Annotated in this window: 16 protein-coding genes; all 16 read right to left on the bottom strand. The window is 47.0% G+C overall.

The features are described from left to right. Positions 1-2: 2 nt before the first annotated feature. The 16 genes from pgeF to AC58UW_RS03935 all read right to left on the bottom strand — a co-directional run bounded on the left by pgeF (position 3) and on the right by AC58UW_RS03935 (position 18,089). Positions 3-848 (bottom strand): peptidoglycan editing factor PgeF, encoded by an 846-nt coding sequence (gene pgeF, locus AC58UW_RS04010; RefSeq protein WP_497419429.1) that lies wholly within the window; start codon positions 846-848, stop codon positions 3-5. Between the two features lie 113 nt (positions 849-961). Then, on the bottom strand, positions 962-1,261 hold the full coding sequence (locus AC58UW_RS04005; RefSeq protein WP_497419428.1) for a YlmC/YmxH family sporulation protein: 300 nt from the start codon (positions 1,259-1,261) through the stop codon (positions 962-964). A gap of 135 nt (positions 1,262-1,396) precedes the next feature. After that, positions 1,397-2,179, bottom strand: a complete 783-nt coding sequence (gene sigG, locus AC58UW_RS04000) for an RNA polymerase sporulation sigma factor SigG (protein WP_127451991.1) — start codon at positions 2,177-2,179, stop codon at positions 1,397-1,399. A gap of 215 nt (positions 2,180-2,394) precedes the next feature. After that, a complete protein-coding gene (sigE, locus tag AC58UW_RS03995; RefSeq protein ID WP_090816111.1) occupies positions 2,395-3,117 on the bottom strand; it encodes an RNA polymerase sporulation sigma factor SigE in 723 nt (240 codons plus the stop codon). Positions 3,118-3,256: 139 nt separating this feature from the next. After that, on the bottom strand, positions 3,257-4,180 hold the full coding sequence (spoIIGA, locus tag AC58UW_RS03990) for a sigma-E processing peptidase SpoIIGA (RefSeq protein ID WP_497419427.1): 924 nt from the start codon (positions 4,178-4,180) through the stop codon (positions 3,257-3,259). Between the two features lie 234 nt (positions 4,181-4,414). Then, entirely contained in the window at positions 4,415-5,551 is a 1,137-nt protein-coding gene (gene ftsZ, locus AC58UW_RS03985) for a cell division protein FtsZ (protein WP_497419426.1), read from the bottom strand. Positions 5,552-5,581: 30 nt separating this feature from the next. Beyond that, positions 5,582-6,829 (bottom strand): cell division protein FtsA, encoded by a 1,248-nt coding sequence (gene ftsA / locus AC58UW_RS03980; protein ID WP_497419425.1) that lies wholly within the window; start codon positions 6,827-6,829, stop codon positions 5,582-5,584. A gap of 302 nt (positions 6,830-7,131) precedes the next feature. Continuing rightward, the gene (locus AC58UW_RS03975) at positions 7,132-8,022 is read right to left on the bottom strand and encodes a cell division protein FtsQ/DivIB (RefSeq protein ID WP_497419424.1); all 891 of its coding nucleotides are present in this window, start codon (positions 8,020-8,022) and stop codon (positions 7,132-7,134) included. 128 nt (positions 8,023-8,150) lie between these two features. After that, entirely contained in the window at positions 8,151-9,419 is a 1,269-nt protein-coding gene (gene murA / locus AC58UW_RS03970; protein WP_477503091.1) for a UDP-N-acetylglucosamine 1-carboxyvinyltransferase, read from the bottom strand. 15 nt (positions 9,420-9,434) lie between these two features. Continuing rightward, positions 9,435-10,340 carry a UDP-N-acetylmuramate dehydrogenase gene (gene murB, locus AC58UW_RS03965; RefSeq protein ID WP_497419423.1) on the bottom strand — a complete coding sequence of 302 codons (906 nt, stop codon included), beginning with the start codon at positions 10,338-10,340 and terminating at the stop codon, positions 9,435-9,437. 200 nt (positions 10,341-10,540) lie between these two features. After that, positions 10,541-11,611, bottom strand: coding sequence for an undecaprenyldiphospho-muramoylpentapeptide beta-N-acetylglucosaminyltransferase (murG, locus tag AC58UW_RS03960; RefSeq protein ID WP_497419422.1), 1,071 nt, complete (start codon positions 11,609-11,611; stop codon positions 10,541-10,543). 7 nt (positions 11,612-11,618) lie between these two features. Further along, on the bottom strand, positions 11,619-12,716 hold the full coding sequence (gene spoVE, locus AC58UW_RS03955; protein ID WP_497419421.1) for a stage V sporulation protein E: 1,098 nt from the start codon (positions 12,714-12,716) through the stop codon (positions 11,619-11,621). A 101-nt stretch (positions 12,717-12,817) separates the two neighbouring features. Further along, a complete protein-coding gene (gene murD, locus AC58UW_RS03950) occupies positions 12,818-14,212 on the bottom strand; it encodes a UDP-N-acetylmuramoyl-L-alanine--D-glutamate ligase (RefSeq protein WP_497419420.1) in 1,395 nt (464 codons plus the stop codon). A 3-nt stretch (positions 14,213-14,215) separates the two neighbouring features. After that, on the bottom strand, positions 14,216-15,151 hold the full coding sequence (gene mraY, locus AC58UW_RS03945; RefSeq protein ID WP_497419982.1) for a phospho-N-acetylmuramoyl-pentapeptide-transferase: 936 nt from the start codon (positions 15,149-15,151) through the stop codon (positions 14,216-14,218). Between the two features lie 71 nt (positions 15,152-15,222). Next, complete coding sequence (locus AC58UW_RS03940; RefSeq protein WP_497419419.1) at positions 15,223-16,605, bottom strand: UDP-N-acetylmuramoyl-tripeptide--D-alanyl-D-alanine ligase; 1,383 nt, start codon at positions 16,603-16,605, stop codon at positions 15,223-15,225. After that, the gene (locus tag AC58UW_RS03935) at positions 16,602-18,089 is read right to left on the bottom strand and encodes a UDP-N-acetylmuramoyl-L-alanyl-D-glutamate--2,6-diaminopimelate ligase (RefSeq protein WP_497419418.1); all 1,488 of its coding nucleotides are present in this window, start codon (positions 18,087-18,089) and stop codon (positions 16,602-16,604) included. The genes AC58UW_RS03940 and AC58UW_RS03935 overlap by 4 nt, the downstream gene beginning before the upstream one ends. Positions 18,090-18,152 lie beyond the last annotated feature (63 nt).

Genomic DNA, 18,152 nt, shown 5'->3' with positions numbered 1-18,152 from the left:
CCTTACCGAAGACCAATCCAAGCAACCATTCTACCTGTTGAACCGCCCTCTTTGCGATGAGAAAAGAAGTCATCTAAGCGGCAACTCGTACATAACTGAGTTACTTCGATATGGGACGACAAAATTCCTGCTTGTGCCAACAATTTTCGGTTCAGTTCTTGCAAATTCAGCATATACCTGCCGTTTGCTTTGCCACTGATAACTGCAAGCTGTTCATCCTGCGCTGTATTCATCTCTTTTAGTACAGCATAAACACGTGTTGCTACGGTTTCATCCACTTCATAACAGCAAACACCAATGGAAGGTCCGATGGCTGCCCTTATATCCTTAGGCTGACTACCAAAAGTATGTGTCATTAAGGATATTGTAGCCATGGAAATGTTTAGCACGGTCCCTTTCCATCCAGCGTGGGAAAGACCCACGACATGCTGGACGGGATCGTAGAAAAACAGCGGCACACAATCGGCAAACTGCGCACAGAGCACAATCCCCTTCTCCTTCGTAATAAAGCCGTCCTTCGCTTGAATGGCTGACTCTCTCGAGGTTCTTCCTATCCCTCTCTCTTGAAGGGATACAACGGTCACCTCGTTGCCGTGTACCTGCTCGGCATAGGTAAAAGCATCAAACGGTTGACCAATAGCCTCAGCAAGCAGCTCACGGTTCCTAATTACGTGCTCGGGTCTATCCAGCACATGCAGACCGCAGTTCAGCGTTGAATAGGGTGCCTCGCTCACTCCGCCGTGCCGTGATGTAAATCCAGCCGTTAGTTCTTCATATTGGTCCATCCAGCTTTCTATCGTAAAGAGTGCAGGCTGCCCCTCTTTTACTTGTTTCACAAATGGTTCCACGTTACTTCCACTCCCTTGAATTCCTACTATCTCTACTTTAGCACAAAACAAAAAGACACACGATTGTCTCTTGGCTGTTTGTGGGAAATCAGCCTACATTCGTGTGTCACACGTTAGTTGCGGAACTGTCTGTTGAACTCATAGACACCTTCATTTTCATCGGTTTGACGGTACGGCCTGGCATCTTCGAGCTTCACGAGCACAACGTCTGCGCCGATTTTCACAATATGTTTCCATGGTATGATGACGTCTGTTCCCGTACCAAACAATCCGAAGAAACGGCTTTGGTTCGGCACGACAATCGATTCGATCCGTCCCTGCATCAGATCCAGTTCCAGATCACTGATTTGACCGAGCTTTTTGCCATCCACGATATTGATTACATCTTTCGTCTGGAAATCAGATATTTTCATGAGGCTTTTCACCACGAATCCATAGGATTTTAACTGATTTGTACTAGTATATGTGGGGTATGGGCAAAATGTCCTGAATATCAAAAAAAGACCGTCACAGCTTGTCACAGCTGCTCCGGTCTTTATGTATAGAAGTTACGATTTCACATGTTTCTGCATCTGGCAGATGGCAGATTTCTCAAGTCTTGAAACCTGTGCTTGGGAAATGCCAATCTCATCGGCTACCTCCATCTGTGTCTTTCCTTCAAAAAAGCGCATGGAGAGAATCATCTTCTCTCTCGCATTCAGCTTGCGCATCGCTTCACGAAGCGCAATTCCCTCAATCCAGGACATGTCCTTATTTCTTTCGTCGCTGATTTGATCCATGACATAAATCGGATCTCCGCCATCATGATAAATCGGTTCGAATAACGAAACCGGGTCCTGAATAGCATCGAGCGCAAATACGACATCTTCTTTGGGGACATTCAGCGCTTCGGAAATCTCATAAATCGTAGGTTCGCGTGAGTTCGCATTCGTCAGGCTGTCTCTGACTTGCAGCGCTTTGTAAGCAATATCTCTTAAGGAACGAGAAACGCGAATCGGGTTATTGTCACGTAAGTAGCGGCGTATCTCACCTATAATCATCGGTACAGCATAGGTTGAGAATTTGACATTCTGGCTTAAATCAAAGTTATCAATGGCTTTCATCAGACCGATACAGCCAACTTGGAAGAGATCGTCCACATACTCTCCGCGATTGTTGAACCTCTGGATCACACTTAGAACCAATCTGAGGTTCCCATTCACCAATTTCTCTCTTGCCGTTCGCTCCTGCTTGGTCTGCAAATCAGCGAACAGCTCGCGCATTTCAGCATTGGTCAGAACAGGCAGTTTGGCGGTATCAACACCACATATCTCAACTTTATTTCGGGTCACCGTGATTACCTCCCAAGGAGAAACATTAATGTTAATTATCCCCCTGAGTGAGTGATTTATTCCTGCTCCACCCCCATCTCCGCCACTTGACAAAAGGCCTCCGACTCGCTCCCCCCTGTGACACCTGAACAATTTCGACATCGCTAGCCAAAAAAAATTTTTCACAAAAAAAAGAGAAGTGGGATCACAACATCATCCCATGCTCTCTTTTCTCCTTATACCATCTTATTAAATTCCTTACGAAGCCTTTTAATGATTCGTTTTTCCAGCCTGGAGATGTATGACTGCGAAATACCAAGTAAATCTGCAACGTCTTTTTGCGTTTTTTCCTCGCCGTCCTGTAAACCGAAGCGCAGCTCCATGATAATTCGCTCACGCTCACTTAATTTATCCAGCGCTTTATGCAGCAGCTTGCGGTCAACTTGTTCTTCAATGTTGCGGTAAATTGTATCGTTTTCTGTTCCAAGCACATCCGACAATAGCAGCTCATTGCCATCCCAGTCGATATTCAGCGGCTCATCAAAAGATACCTCTGTACGTATTTTACTATTTCTCCGCAGGTACATTAGAATCTCGTTCTCGATACACCTCGATGCGTATGTAGCCAGTTTAATCTTCTTCTCCGGATCAAACGTGTTGACGGCTTTAATTAAGCCGATAGCGCCAATGGAAACCAAATCCTCGATGTTGATACCTGTATTTTCAAATTTCCTGGCTATATAAACAACCAATCGCAGGTTGCGTTCAATCAACATCGCTCGAATAGCGGCATCCCCGGACGGTAATTTTTCCAATAGGTATTCTTCTTCTTCTCTCGTTAGCGGCGGCGGTAAAGCCTCGCTTCCACCTATGTAATAGATTTCTTCTCCCTTAAGACCAAGGAGCATCAAAATTCGATAGTACGCTAGTTGAAAAAGCATTTTCCACTTCAAGAGCATGTTAGTTTCCTCCTAAGAGTTTTCCGTAGGAAAACTTGCATCGTAAGCATTCGCTGAGTTTTCCGTAGGAAAACTTGCATCGTAAGCATTCGCTGAGTTGTGCGTATGCAGAACAGACTACATATGCGCAATGAAAGCGCTAACCAGCCGAAATTAATGCTGGATGTATAATCGCTTGATAGGAGCCGTCACTGCAAAGCTTTCCTCCATCGAGTCCGATAAGTACCTTAGATGCTTCGATTTGCGTACTATTATGGGTAATCACCACCTTATCCGGTTTAATGGCCAGCATGAATTGGGTGTTCCGATTAACGCCTCGATAAGGCACTAGACGCAACCGGTCCTGCCATACGAACTCTTCTACACCCAAACCGCTTATGATTTGGTCAACATCAGCTGACCGAATCCGCTGCAGCCATTCTACAGGTAGTACATCGCCCCATTCCGACACTTCCATGACCATCACAGGGGTGCGAGTTAGTGGATCATACAATTGATTTCCAGTATCAATTAATCCTTTACAGGTGGCCGTGTAGTCACCTACATGAATCGTAACCTCCGCCACATATGCTGTCAGCACCTCACGTTGCTTCGTACTTTGCAGTACGGTTCTGAACCACCACAATAATGGAATAAGTAACAAAAGAACGAAGAGCACGCTGCCAATTTGAAATTGGAACATTGCCACACCGGATTGGGTGAATACAATACCTTTCATCACTTCAGAGGACGATGCAAGGACATAATGGATGCCAAACATCCCGCCAGCGACAGCAAAATTTACTAAGAGGAACGTTCCGAGGTTTCTCAATAAATTTTGTAAAGAACCGAACCCAAAAGCAGTCATAATCATCCCTATACAAAACATACATTTCACAGAAAATGTAAATAAAAACAACGGCACCGGCAAGAACATAATGACGACATAGGAGGCTCCTAAGAACGACGAACCTACGATTCTCCACCACTTGAACGGTATTTTCCGCGTTTTGGCCGTAACGACAAGCATGGCCGCATCCATCAGAAAGTTCAGAAGGAAAATGAGATCCGCGTAGACGATCACAATGTCCTCACCTCCATGATAGATGCTTTTTCAACCATTTTCCTGACGAAACTTTAAGGTTCTAAATCAGTATAGGGCAATCCTAGTTCAAAGTCTGTCTAAACTTGCTAGTAGGCTACTACTTTTTTTGTCAGTTGACGCGGCCTATTGCTAACTAGAAAAGCCCTCAAAACAACAAAAAACCGAAGCCGCTACATAATGTAGGACTTCGGTCTCTTTACAAGTTTCGTGTAATTATTTGTCGTTATTCCGCCCGCGATTGCGCAGGAACGTCGGAATATCTAATTGATCGTTTGAAGGCTGAGAGCCAAATGGTTTGAGGTTGTTCAGTCTGTCGGAAGAAACGGATGACGAGGATTGTGGTTGCTCTTGATGCCCGGTAACGGGACGCTTCGCTGGTTGTGACAGCGGTGATGCTCGATGTTCAAAACCAGTAGCAATTACCGTTACTAAAATTTCGTCTTTGAGCTTGTCATCAATGACGGCTCCGAAAATCATGTTTACTTCAATATCGGAAGCAGATGCTACGATATCCGCCGCTTCGTTGACTTCGTACAAGCTGAGGTTCACACCGCCTGTGATGTTCATCAGAACCCCGCGAGCGCCTTCGATCGACGTCTCGAGCAATGGCGAGGAAATCGCCTTTTTCGCTGCTTCAGCCGCTCGATTCTCTCCAGTTGCCACTCCGATTCCCATCAAGGCGGAGCCGCGTTCTGTCATGATTGTCTTCACATCGGCAAAGTCCAAGTTAATCAAACCAGGAACCGCGATCAAATCGGAGATCCCTTGAACACCTTGACGAAGTACGTTATCCGCTTCGCGGAAAGCTTCGAGCATAGGTGTCTTTTTGTCTACGATTTCCAAGAGACGGTCATTAGGAATAATAATAAGAGTGTCAACTTTCTCTTTCAATGCAGCAATCCCTTGCTCTGCTTGTAAAGAACGTTTGCGACCTTCAAATGTGAACGGACGAGTAACAACACCAACGGTTAATGCGCCCACTTCTTTTGCGATTTCAGCAATAACGGGAGCAGCTCCAGTTCCTGTACCGCCACCCATTCCTGCAGTTACGAATACCATGTCTGCGCCGCGAAGCGTGTTCAGAATCATCTCCCTTGACTCTTCTGCCGCTTTCTTCCCTACATCCGGGTTCGCGCCTGCGCCAAGACCACGCGTTAGCTTGTCCCCGATTTGTAATTTATGCACCGATTTCGAGAGATGTAAAGCTTGGGCATCCGTATTTACGGTAATAAACTCAACACCCTTAACGCCGTTCTCGATCATTCGATTTACTGCATTACTACCACCGCCACCAACACCGATGACTTTTATTTGAGCCAACTGCTCCATATCCATATCAAATTCAAACATGCGAGTCATATCCCCCTAACGTTGCGTTCACTATATAAATTCACTGAAAAAACTTTTTACACGTTCCAAAATACCAGGTTTCGTGCTCTCGGAGGATTTTTTTGTTACAGGTTTTGATGCCACTTTTTTGGAAAAACCGGAATTCCGGTTTTTCATGTACTTGGAAACGAATTGTATGATGCCAACACCGCTTGTGTAAGAAGGATCACGCACTCCAATGAAATCAGGAACAGCAATTCGAACTGACGTAGCGAGTTCAGCTTGTGCAATTGCAAGCACACCTGGCATACAAACGGTCCCGCCTGTGAGTACATACCCACCAGCTAAATCACCATATCCCAGACGGTGCACTTCTGCACGTATCATTTGGAAAATTTCTTCAACGCGGGGTTCAATAATATTCGCGAGATCAATTTGCGAAAACTCTTTTTCCACATTGCTTCCCATTCGCGTAACCTTAAACATTTGATCAGGGGCTGAGTCTTCTACCGATGCGCAACCGTATTTCAGCTTTATTTTCTCTGCGATTTCGAGCTGAGTACGAAGGCCTATCGAGATATCATTGCTGATATACTCACCGCCGATTTGAATCGTTGATGTGGCTGTCAGATTCCCTTGTTCAAACACAGCGATCGTCGCTGCACCTGCACCAACATCAACCAGTACTGTTCCAACTGATTTCTCATCCTTGGAAAGAGCTAACTGTCCGGATGCAAGCGACATTAAGATGAGACCTGCGACCTTCAGTTCGGATTTTTCCACAACACGGATTAGATTATGTATCCCCGTCTTCGCGCCTGTGATTATCGTGGCTTCCACTTCTAAGCGAACGCCGATCATGCCGCGAGGATCGTTAATGCCTTCTTGTCCATCAACTAAGTATTGCTTGGGTACGACTCCAATAATTTCACGCTCGGGAGGTAATGCGATGACTCTTGCCGCTTGAATAACACGATCAATATCCTCTTCCCCGATCTCTCGGTCTTCATTGGAAACAGCGACGACACCGTGACTGGATTGAAGAGCAATATGATTCCCTGAAATTCCTACGTAAACCTCGGAAATTTGTACGCCGACCATTCGTTCTGCATGATCGACAGCGCTCCGAATGGAGTTTACCGTTTGATCAATATCAACGATTGCGCCTTTACGAATACCCTCTGACTCGGCAGATCCCACACCTATTATATTAATGGTTCCATTAACAACTTCCCCAATAATAGCACGAACCTTGGATGTACCGATGTCTAAACTAACAATGATATCATTGTTGCTCAAGCCCCTGGCACCTCCTATAACTTGGATAATAATGTGTTTACATTACAATTACTTAAATACGTATTCCACACAACCGCCATATTCCCTCTTTTTTCAACATTTTTTTTACAGGTAAAGAAGTCGTTTTTTTAAACAGTTAATTTTCAATAGAATAGGGATAAATCTAGTCTAGTAATTGCTTGTACGCTTCAAATGGTTAATAGAATTGTAATTAACCATAAAACTAATTTTAACATTAATTTTCATGGTTGAGTAGTCCATTAAACCGTTTTTTTATCAGGAAGGACGCGCCGTTTCTGGGATTACGGTTTCGGAGTCGCTTTTGGAGTCGGCTTTGGCGAAGTCTTGTTCCCATCCTTGTTAGGATCGGGCGATGGACTTGCTGCTGCATTGCTTCCAGCCTTTTGACCCGAAGCATTGTTCGTATCATTCTTCGTGTCTTCATTAGGCTCAAAAGGCGCATGATATTCTACTTCTAGCATTTTGATAATGCCGCTAGTAATATGATCCTCTTGTAAGCTTGCTATATAAGCAGGCAGATTGTCAATTTTCTCAGGCAAGTAAGCTATCGTCGTGTACACTTCAAATTGGGATCTCGTGTACAACTTGATTTTGTCGGGATACGGTTCCGACGGATCCGGTTTAATTTCAGAAATATCCGAGAGTGCACTCTCTGGAATTTCACCAAGCACTTTGCATAGTGCTGCTTTATTCGGATCACCATCCGTCCACCCCGTCAAAATGGGCATATCCAGCGGAATACTGCTGCCAGCAGGTAATTCGACGACAGCGCCATCAGCAAGCACAGCTTGCTTTTTGCCATCTGCACCAATCTGGAAAGCAACCTTGGGATATTCCTGCACGGTAATGAGAACTTTGCCTGGAAAATGCTTCTTCACCGTAGCTGTCTTAATCATGGGTAGAGATGAAACACGTTGTGTGATCGACTGAGAGCTGAAAGCAAAGAACCGATCTCCGACGGCAATCTGGCTGGCTTGTCCAATAGCTTCCGACGACATGAGCACATTTCCTTCAACTTCAATGGCACTTACACGGCTTAGCGAAGACTGAAAAAACAATATGACTAAAATAATGATAAAAAAAATAAATAAGAAGATGAGCAGTTTTCTATTGGTACGGGCTCGTGGCTTTGGAACGGGCGGCAGAGCGGGCACATTGCGGTCGTCAGACAAGATGGGCACCACCTAATAGTTTCGTATGAAGGTTAAAATTTACAATCTTGTATGTAACCAGTCAAATGAAACCGTGAATCCCCGCCTGTGTCCAGGAAGGGATGCGCGGAAATCATTCAATTGTTCGCTTATTCACTTGGAACAGGGGATTGTCGGTGCACGGATGCACCCAATCTTGAAAGCATATGTTCAATTCTATCATAGCCTCTATCAATATGATGAATTTGCTCAACGATCGTCGTACCATGCGCAGCCAGACCGGCGATAACAAGTGCTGCGCCAGCACGCAAATCCGTCGCCTCCACTGTCGCCCCATACAACCTAGGAACGCCTCGAATAAAGGCTGAACTCATATCCACACGGATATCTGCACCCATACGGGACAATTCATCTACGTGTTTGAATCTACCTTCGAATATCGTTTCTTTCATTACGCTCATCCCGTCTGCTAAAGATAACAGCACCATGACCTGTGATTGCAAATCGGTTGGAAAAGATGGATGCGGCGAAGTCACGATACGTTCGACGGCCTTCGGTCTTGTCGGACAGCTTACATGTATTATATCACCGTCAGAGATGATTTGAACACCTGCACGCTTTAGGACATGAATCACAGAGGTCAAATGAGCAGGGTTAACCTTCTCCAAGGTAATGCTCCCTTTCGTTGCAGCAGCGGCCACCATAAAGGTCCCAGCCACAATACGGTCAGGGATAATGCGGTAGGTGCATGGTGACAGAGTTTCCACACCACGAATGGTGATGGTATCTGTTCCTGCTCCAATAATGTCGGCGCCCATTGCGTTCAGAAAGTTTTGCAAATCCTGAATCTCCGGTTCGCGAGCCGCATTATAAATCGTTGTGATGCCTTCCGCTTTCACAGCTGCCATCATGATATTTTCCGTAGCTCCGACACTCGGAAAATCAAGAACGATTTCACTGCCTTGAAGCGATTCGGCTGTGCAAACAATTTTGTTTGCGAATTCTTCGATGTTGGCTCCTAAAGCCTGCAGCCCTTTCAGGTGCAAATCGATTTTACGTTCGCCGATTGCGCAGCCTCCGGGTTGATACACGGTGACACTGCCAAATCTAGCGAGCAGCGGTCCCATTAGAAAGATGGAAGAACGCATCTGCCCCATCAATTCTTCTGGAATATGCGAGGAATTAGCTGTGGATGTTGTAATAGATACCGTATCCCCTTGCTGTTCGGCACGGCAGCCCAGCGCACGAAGAATGCGCAGCATGGTGTCGATATCCAGCAAATTAGGAACATTATGCAGAGTATGAGTGCCGCTAGCCAGGATGCAGGCTGCTAAGATTGGTAATGCGGCGTTTTTCGCGCCGTGTATCTGGATGGCTCCCGTGAGAGGTCTTCCACCTTCGATAACGAGCTTCTCCAAAGTTCCACCTCCGATTTACCTCTCACCCATCACCAAAACTTCCGGTACTAGCGATATGCCGTACTGTTTCTGTACGATTTGCTGTACTTCTGCGATGAGAGTGAGAACGTCCTCGGCTTTAGCATCTCCGGTGTTCACAATGAAATTGGCGTGTAGTAGGGAGATTTCCGCTCCACCGACACGTTTGCCTTTCAGGCCAGCCTCTTCGATGAGCTTTGCGGCGAATCCCCCTGCGGGGTTGCGGAAAACACTTCCAGCACAAGCTAATTGAAGCGGTTGTGTGCGAAGACGCCGATCCCGGTAAGCCGCCATGGCTCCCGCGATTTCTTTGCGTTCTCCAACCTGTAATTCAAAGACAGCTTCTGTTACTATGCCGGGTAGAGTGTGCAGAATAGAATGCCGATAGGCATACTGCAATTCCTCTGCCTGCATCGTGACCAATTCCCCTGTGTCCAGGATGACTTCAGCCTGCTTGAGTATGCGTGACACATCGGACCCGTGAGCCCCTGCATTCATGTAGACGGCGCCTCCCACAGAACCGGGAATGCCCGAAGCAAACTCCAGTCCGGTTAAACCTTCTTTGGCCGCTAGCACAGACAATTTAATGAACGAATAGGAACCGCCCGCATAAACTGTTGCACCTTCAAAGCGCAAAGTTTCAAGCGCAGAGCCAAGTTTGATAACTACCCCTCTAATTCCTTTGTCACTGACAAGCAAGTTAGAGCCACGACCGATAATCGTCCATGGTACTCCACGTTGATGCAGGAAACGGATGACTGAGGCAACCTGCTCCTTCGTGTTGGGGAGGATAAGGCAATCGGCCGGACCACCGATTTTCCAAGTCGTATAAGGGGCTAGTCGCTCATTCGTTCGAATCTCGCCAATATTTGCTGCCTTTAAGTCAGATATTAACTGCTGCATGGGAAAACCTCCTTCACAGAACATAGGGCGAAATTATCGAATAATCTGAAACTCCATAATTTCAAAAATACGGACCAAGTTGAAGATGGCCGGGCTTCAAACTTTGGCGCCATATCAAGCCTTAGGTGTCTGTCACGGTTATAGTATAGTTTATGTAAAATCGGATAGAGTGTGACAATCGCCTATTCGCTTTCGAAAAACTAACGCGATAAGCTGTAGGTTTCAATCAATTTAACGATCGCTGCAACAGCATCGTTGTCGTTGCGGGATTGCATAGCTGATTTATAAGTTTCTCTGTTCGCGTAGAGAGCCTCCAGGCGGATTTGCAGAGATTCAGGTGTAAGTTCTTCTTCCTGCATGACATCCGCATAACCAGCTTTCTGAAACGACTTGGCGTTCAGAATCTGATCGCCACGGCTCGCTTGCAAAGATAGCGGAATAAGCAGCATAGGTTTTTCCAAAGCCAAAAACTCATAGATAGATGTAGCTCCTGCCCTGGAAATCACAAGATCTGTGATTGCTAATACATCCGGGAGTTCGTCATTTAAATACTCGAACTGTTTATATCCGCGCGTCCCAGCAAACTCTGCTGCAACATTGCCTTTCCCGCACAAGTGAACAATTTGAAATTGCTCCAGCAAACGAGCCAGGTTCCCTCTGACTGCTTGGTTGATCACCTGCGAGCCCAGGCTGCCCCCCATGATCAGAATAACGGGTTTCTGTTTATGAAAATCACAAAGCTGGTAGCCTTTGGAGGCTTTCCCGCTCCGTATATGTTCGCGAATCGGTAATCCGGTAAGAACCGCTTTTTCTTTATTGACATGCTGCAAAGACTCTGGAAAGGTTACACAGACCTTCGTTGCCAAGGGAATCGATATTTTATTAGCCAGTCCTGGCGTCATATCGGACTCATGGATAATAACCGGTACTTTGTTCATACGGCTGCCCAAAACAACCGGCACGGAAACGAACCCGCCCTTCGAAAAGACGATGGCGGGCTTCAGACGACGGAGCAATCTATAAGATTCATACACACCTTTTATAACTCTAAAAGGGTCTTTGAAATTTTTCAGATCAAAATATCGACGCAATTTCCCAGATGATATCGGGTAAAAAGGAACACCTTCGCGCTCGATGATGTCTTTCTCGATGCCTGTTGCCGAGCCTATGTATTTAATTTCCCAACCTAACTCTTTCAGCCTATGCATAAGAGCAATGTTAGGCGTAACATGTCCTGCGGAGCCTCCTCCGGTAAAGACAATTGTTTTCATTCCCTTGTCACCTCGAATAACGGGATATATTGAGCAGGATGCCGACAGATGTCAACATAAGCGTCAATGACGAACCACCTGCACTTATGAATGGCAATGTAATACCAGTAACTGGAAACATTCCGATAACTACACCAATATTAATAATTACTTGTACCGCAATCATGCCGATAATGCCAACAGCAATTAAACTTGCAAAGGTATCCGGCGCTGTAATAGCTGCCCGCATTCCGCGCCATACTAGTATGGTAAATAATAAAAGCACCAAAGTGCCTCCAATAAAACCAAGTTCTTCTGCGATGATGGAGAAAATAAAATCAGTTTGCGGCTCAGGTAAATAACTGTATTTCTGACGGCTCATACCAAGTCCTAACCCTACTAAGCCACCTGGACCAATCGCATAGAGGGATTGAATTGATTGATAGCCTGCACCAAGCGGGTCCTGCCAAGGATCTAAAAATGCCGTAATCCGTTTCAACCGATAAGGAGCGGCAATGATGAGTCCAATAAAACCAGCAATCCCTATCATACCTAGATATGAAAGATGAAGCAATCGTGCGCCTGAGATAAAAATGATAAGCAGAGAGGCTCCGACCAGAACAGCGCCAGTTCCCAAGTCAGGCTGAAGCATAATCAAGCCGAAGGCTAGCCCCATAATCCCTAGCGGAGGCAATAACCCTTTGGTAAACTGGGTGATTTTGGATTGATGCTCGGACAACAATTTGGATAAATAAAGAATCATCCCCATCTTCATAAACTCCGACGGTTGAATACCGAAGGCGCCTATCCCGAGCCAGCTTCTAGCTCCGCCGCGAACAACCCCGATGCCCGGAATTAGCACAATAATAAGCATGAAGAAGCAAATGAATAGTGTAATTCGTGCTACCTTTTTCCAAACGAGATAGTCGACATTCATTGTAAAAAACATCGCAACTATCCCTAAAACAGCAAAAATCAGCTGTCGTTTCAGGTAATACAGGGAATCGCCGAATTCCCGAAAGGCAAGTACACTGCTCGCACTGTAAACCATAATAATGCCAATAGTCAAAAGCAGCAAGGTCGGAATAATAATCCAAATATCAGGAGCAGACCGTGATTTACCCATAACAGACACCTCTTTATGTGTTCTGGGCCACATCCAAAGGATGAATAGCCGAGCAGGAGACAATTGTCACCTGCCAGCAAACACATGTGGATAAGCCCTATTTAAAGGTTATGCACGGACTCCCTAAACATGCGTCCCCTGTCCTCAAAGGAGGGGAACATATCCCAACTTGCACAAGCCGGTGAAAGCAGGACGATGTCACCCGCTTCACACATCTGGTAAGCAAGCTGAACGGCTTGCGAAACTGCATCCGCTGCATCCTTAGCAGTATCGACGGTTTGAATGCGGCTAATCCCTGCCAGCTCAGCGATATGTGCAATTTTCTCTTTTGTTTGTCCGAGTGTGACAATACCTTTAATACGTTCACGGAACGTAGGAAGCAGCTCCATGTAATCAGAGCCGCGATCCAAGCCTCCCGCAATCAGAACAAGCTTCTGGTCAAAAACTTCAATCGACTTAATCGCTGCCGCAGCATTCGTCGCTTTGGAGTTATTGTAGAAAGTGACACCCTTCAGCTCTCTCACGAGCTCCAAGCGGTGTTCTACGCCTTTGAAGTTTCTAAGCACATCCGCGATAATTTGAGGCTTTACGCCCACTGTAAGGGCTGCTGCCGCTGCCGCCAAAGCGTTCTCCACGTTAAAGCTGCCCGGAATTCCCATTTCACGCGCTGGCATAATCGGCACGATCTCGCCTTGGCCATTCGCATAAACAAGGGTATCTGACGGTTGGTCATAATAAACACCGTAAGACAATGCTTCTCTCATTGAGAATGGGAAAAGCTTCGCTTTTAGCGTAGGAATAAGCGATTGGCATACCGGATGGTCCCAATTTAAGACAGCCGTATCTTCTTCTGTTTGATTTTCAAACAACTTCGCTTTTGAAGCCATATAATCATCCATCGAACCATGGTAGTCCAGATGAGTTTCGTACAAATTTAAAAACAGCGCAATTCGCGGACGGAACGAGGTTGTTCCTTTTAGTTGAAAGGAGCTAAGCTCTACAACCATCCAATTGTCTGCCGTAACTTCAGGCGCAGCTTCCGTAAGGGCACGCCCGATATTTCCCGCCACTACAGGCGACAAGCCTGCTGAATCCAGCATTAACCCAATCAATGTCGTCGTTGTTGTCTTTCCGTTTGAACCTGTAATCCCGATAATCGGCGCTTCACAGAACTGATAGGCGACCTCAACTTCCGTAACGACTTCAATGCCAAGCTCCAATGCTTTGCGGATCGGCTCTACCGAGTACGGTATGCCCGGGTTTTTCACAACGAGCGCAACACCCTCATGTACCAAGGACTCCGGATGAAACCCGCATACAACAGAAATACCCAGAGCCTCCAATTCGTCGGCTTCAGGGCATGCGCTCCGCTCTTTTTTGTCATTGACTGTGACCAGGGCTCCTTCTTGATGAAAAAGCTTAGCCGCAGCGACGCCGCTGCGAGCCAAGCCCAAAACAACCACTTCAAGTCCACGATATTCCCGCGGATGCATCATGTTCTACAACACCTCATTCATATATAATCCGAGTGCGGCAAGTACGAGACCGACGACCCAGAATGTGATAACGACACGCCATTCCGACCATCCGACTAATTCGAAGTGATGGTGGATCGGACTCATTTTGAAAACACGCTTGCCTCTTGTCTTGAAGGAAACGACTTGAATAACGACAGATAAAATTTCAATCAGGAACACGCCGCCGACAACTGCCAGCAGCAGCTCCGCTTTGGTCAAAATCGCAACAGCCACTAAGCCGCCGCCGATGCCAAGCGAGCCTGTGTCTCCCATAAACACTTTCGCTGGATGCGCATTGAAGACGAGAAAACCAAGCACGGCACCAACCATTGCCGCTGAGAAAATCGCCGCCTCCGGTTGCGTGTTGTTCATCGCAATTACTGTATACGCGCCAAATGCAATTGCACTTGTCCCTGCCAGCAAACCATCCAATCCATCGGTAAAATTCACCGCGTTAGATGCGCCCAACATGAGAATCGCCATCAATGGGAAATATAACCAACCAGGATTGAAGTGGAACTCCACAAATGGAATATATAAGTCCGTGCTATGTCCTTGCCTCACTAGCAGGTAGCAAACAATAGCCGAGATCAGCAGCTGTCCGAACAGCTTTTGTTTCGCTGTAAGGCCTAGCGAACGTTTGAAAATAATTTTGATATAATCGTCTAGAAAACCAACGAGGCCGTAGCCTAGTGAGGCAATTAGCAAGATTAGAAGATCTATATTTTTATCAGCAAAACGAAGGCTTGCCAACGCAAGGGCAATCAGAATAATGATGCCTCCCATGGTTGGTGTCCCTTGTTTTTTCAAGTGTCCCTGTGGGCCATCCTCACGGATTTGTTGGCCAAATTTCAAACGCCGCAAAATCGGAATACAAAGCGGCCCCATAATAAGCGCAAGCACAAATGCGACGCCCATCGTTAATAATATTGCGTTTTCCACGTTGGTTCCCCCTGCTCGTTTCCGTTATCTGAAAACGATCTACTGTTTCATAATAGTAAAGCATTCACGACTTGCTCAAGACGCATACCGCGCGAGCCCTTCACAAGCACAATATCCTCCGGCTGTGCCGCAGCGGCTAGTTCGCTCGCGAGCAGCTCTTTGTCCTCGAAGGCGCGCACGCGATCCTTCGGAAGTCGCGCCGCCGCTTCCTCTGCGATGAAGCGGCCCAAACGGCCGAACGTGAAGACGTAGTCTACACGTTCCGGCGATATCATCGCGCCAATTTCGCGATGGAACTGCTCTTCGTGCTCGCCAAGCTCCAGCATGTCGCCGAGCACGAGAAACTTCCGACCGAAGCCGCTCAGCTGCTCGGTCAGTGTAATGGCCGCCCGCATGGAGGCCGGGCTGGCATTATACGCATCGTTCAGCACGGTCAGCCCAGAGGCTGCCGTCAGTTTCTCGATGCGCATGCTTGTCATCTCCAGCGAGCGGAGCCCCGCTGCAATGGCTTCCGGCGGAACGCCGAAGGCTTCGCCGATGGCGATGGCCGCTAACGCGTTGATGACGTTATGCGTGCCGAGCAAAGGAATATACAATTCCGGATAGCCCGGTGAATTGATCTGGAAGTGCGCACCGTCCGCATCCATTCGGATCGCTGTCGGGTGTTTCGCATTGTCCTCGCGATGTCCGAAGCGGAGGCGGCGAAGATCCTCAGGCAGACTGCGTTCCGCGAGAGCCTGCTCAATTAATGGCTCGTCACCGTTGTACACAAGCAGGCTGCCACTTGGCATGCCGCTTACAATCTCCACTTTCGCCCGGGCAATTTCTTCCCTTGAACCCAGCTGAAGCATGTGGGATTCGCCAATCATCGTGATGATCGAGGCATCCGGCTCGGCCAAATCGCTTAACAGCTCGATCTCGCCCCGGCCGCTCATCCCCATTTCAACTACGGCAAACTCCGTCGTCTCCTCCAACTGCAGCAATGTAACCGGCAATCCGATATGATTATTTAAATTCCCTTTGGTTTTATGCACTTTATACGTACTACCCAAAACCGCTGCGACCAAATCTTTCGTCGTTGTTTTGCCGTTACTGCCCGTTATGCCTATGATACGTGCAGGCAGTTGCTTCCGATAGGCCTTAGCTAATTGCTGCAAGGCAGCCAGCGTATCTGCCACGGGGACATAGGGAACACCATTTGGTGCTTCTCCGTGGTCCTCCTGCCATAAAACAGCTGACGCCCCTTTATGATAAGCTTCCTCTGCGTAAGCATGCCCGTCAAACTTTTCTCCAATCAGCGGGACGAATAGACTGCCTGCCGGAATCGAGCGGGTATCGGTCGAGACGCCCGCAATGCTCACGGTAGCTTCTGTCCCTTGGACCTCACTCCCCAACATTTCTGCAATTTGCTCTAATGTACGCTGGATCATCGTTTTCTCCCCTTTATCGCAGCCTTAGCCACCAAACGATCATCGAAATCATGCTTGACCCCCATGATATCCTGATACGTTTCGTGGCCTTTTCCCGCTATCAATATTACATCTTTGGGGCCTGCCCCATCAATAGCCTTTTGTATCGCTTTTTTACGATCTGGAATCAATTCATATTTATTTTCGGGATAGTTGACCTCCATCAGACCAGGAACAATGTCTTGAAGTATCGCATCCGGATTCTCCGTGCGAGGATTATCGGAAGTCACATATAAATAATCGCTATAAGAAGCCGTAACCTTACCCATCAAAGGTCGTTTCGTTCTGTCGCGATCTCCTCCACAACCAAATACGGTGATGACTTTGCCCTCGGCAAATTCACTAACCGTAGAGAGTGCGTTCTCAAGTCCATCTGGCGTATGGGCATAGTCCACAAGAACCAAATAATCCTGACCCTCATCCACAACTTCCATCCTTCCATCAACGACAGCTATACTTTCTAAACTATTTCGAATCGCCTCGAGAGGAATTCCTTCCGCCAATGCTGCTGCGATTGATCCAAGAGCGTTATAGACGTTAAATTTGCCGACCAATTTCATTTGGAAGTACGCTTCTCCAGCAAAAGAGACTAATTTGAACGCCGTACCTTTGGCGGTAATGCGAATGTCAGTCGCCCGAACATCACATGGCTGCTCAATCCCGTATGTAATCACCTGTGCGGAAGTAAGTCTTTCGAAAATTTCTGCTGCGGCGTCATCCGCATTCAAGATCGCATATTGACGATCCTTGGGATCACCTGAAAAGCCGTTGCCCAATCTGGAGAACAATAGTCCTTTGGCCGCTGCATAGGCTTCCATTGTTATGTGATAATCCAAATGATCCTGGGACAGGTTCGTGAATATGCCTGAGCGGAAGTGAATCCCCTTCACACGGCCAAGCTCTAAAGCATGGCTTGAAACTTCCATGATGCAGTAATCCGTTCCTGCCTCGCACATGCGGCGGAAGCTTCGCTGAAGATCAACAGATTCTTGCGTTGTCCGCTCCATCTCGGTATATGTATCACCGATTTTCATTTGAATCGTGCCCATCAGACCCGTGGTAAAGCCCTGATCGCGCAATATTTTTTCCAGTAAATAGGTAGAAGTTGTTTTGCCGTTAGTCCCTGTAATTCCGATTAATTTCAATTGTTTGCTCGGATATCCGTAGAAATGAGCAGACAACGCTGCCATTGCATATCTCGCATCCTTGACCACCAACTGTGGAACGGGCAAATCCAGCACTCTTTCGGTGACAAGCGCAGAAGCCCCAAGCGCAATCGCTTTTGGGGCATAATCATGGCCGTCAACCGTCAGTCCAGGGATGCACAAAAACAAATCGCCTGGTTTTATTTTACGAGAGTCTGCTTCAATCCCCGTAATCTCTGTATCCGCATTTCCATGTATGTGGGTAATGAGCAGTGCGGAAGCTAGCTCCTGCAGTTTCATGAGCAACCCTCTCCTTAACATTTTTCCTATCTATTATGGACAATTTTATGCATGTGGAAAAGC

The sequence above is a fragment of the Paenibacillus sp. J22R160 genome, from assembly GCF_059692135.1.
Note: the sequence above shows the minus strand (reverse complement) of the source record. Positions and strands in the feature narration are given on the sequence as shown.

What these genes read in the sequence shown, in the direction of transcription:
- AC58UW_RS04005 (WP_497419428.1), bottom strand. Translation starts at nt 1,261, where the DNA reads ATGAAAATATCTGATTTCCAGACGAAAGATGTAATCAATATCGTGGAT.
- sigE (WP_090816111.1), bottom strand. Translation starts at nt 3,117, where the DNA reads ATGCTCTTGAAGTGGAAAATGCTTTTTCAACTAGCGTACTATCGAATT.
- ftsZ (WP_497419426.1), bottom strand. Translation starts at nt 5,551, where the DNA reads ATGTTTGAATTTGATATGGATATGGAGCAGTTGGCTCAAATAAAAGTC.
- murB (WP_497419423.1), bottom strand. Translation starts at nt 10,340, where the DNA reads ATGCAGCAGTTAATATCTGACTTAAAGGCAGCAAATATTGGCGAGATT.
- murG (WP_497419422.1), bottom strand. Translation starts at nt 11,611, where the DNA reads ATGAAAACAATTGTCTTTACCGGAGGAGGCTCCGCAGGACATGTTACG.
- spoVE (WP_497419421.1), bottom strand. Translation starts at nt 12,716, where the DNA reads ATGGGTAAATCACGGTCTGCTCCTGATATTTGGATTATTATTCCGACC.
- murD (WP_497419420.1), bottom strand. Translation starts at nt 14,212, where the DNA reads ATGATGCATCCGCGGGAATATCGTGGACTTGAAGTGGTTGTTTTGGGC.
- mraY (WP_497419982.1), bottom strand. Translation starts at nt 15,151, where the DNA reads ATGGGCGTCGCATTTGTGCTTGCGCTTATTATGGGGCCGCTTTGTATT.
- AC58UW_RS03940 (WP_497419419.1), bottom strand. Translation starts at nt 16,605, where the DNA reads ATGATCCAGCGTACATTAGAGCAAATTGCAGAAATGTTGGGGAGTGAG.
- AC58UW_RS03935 (WP_497419418.1), bottom strand. Translation starts at nt 18,089, where the DNA reads ATGAAACTGCAGGAGCTAGCTTCCGCACTGCTCATTACCCACATACAT.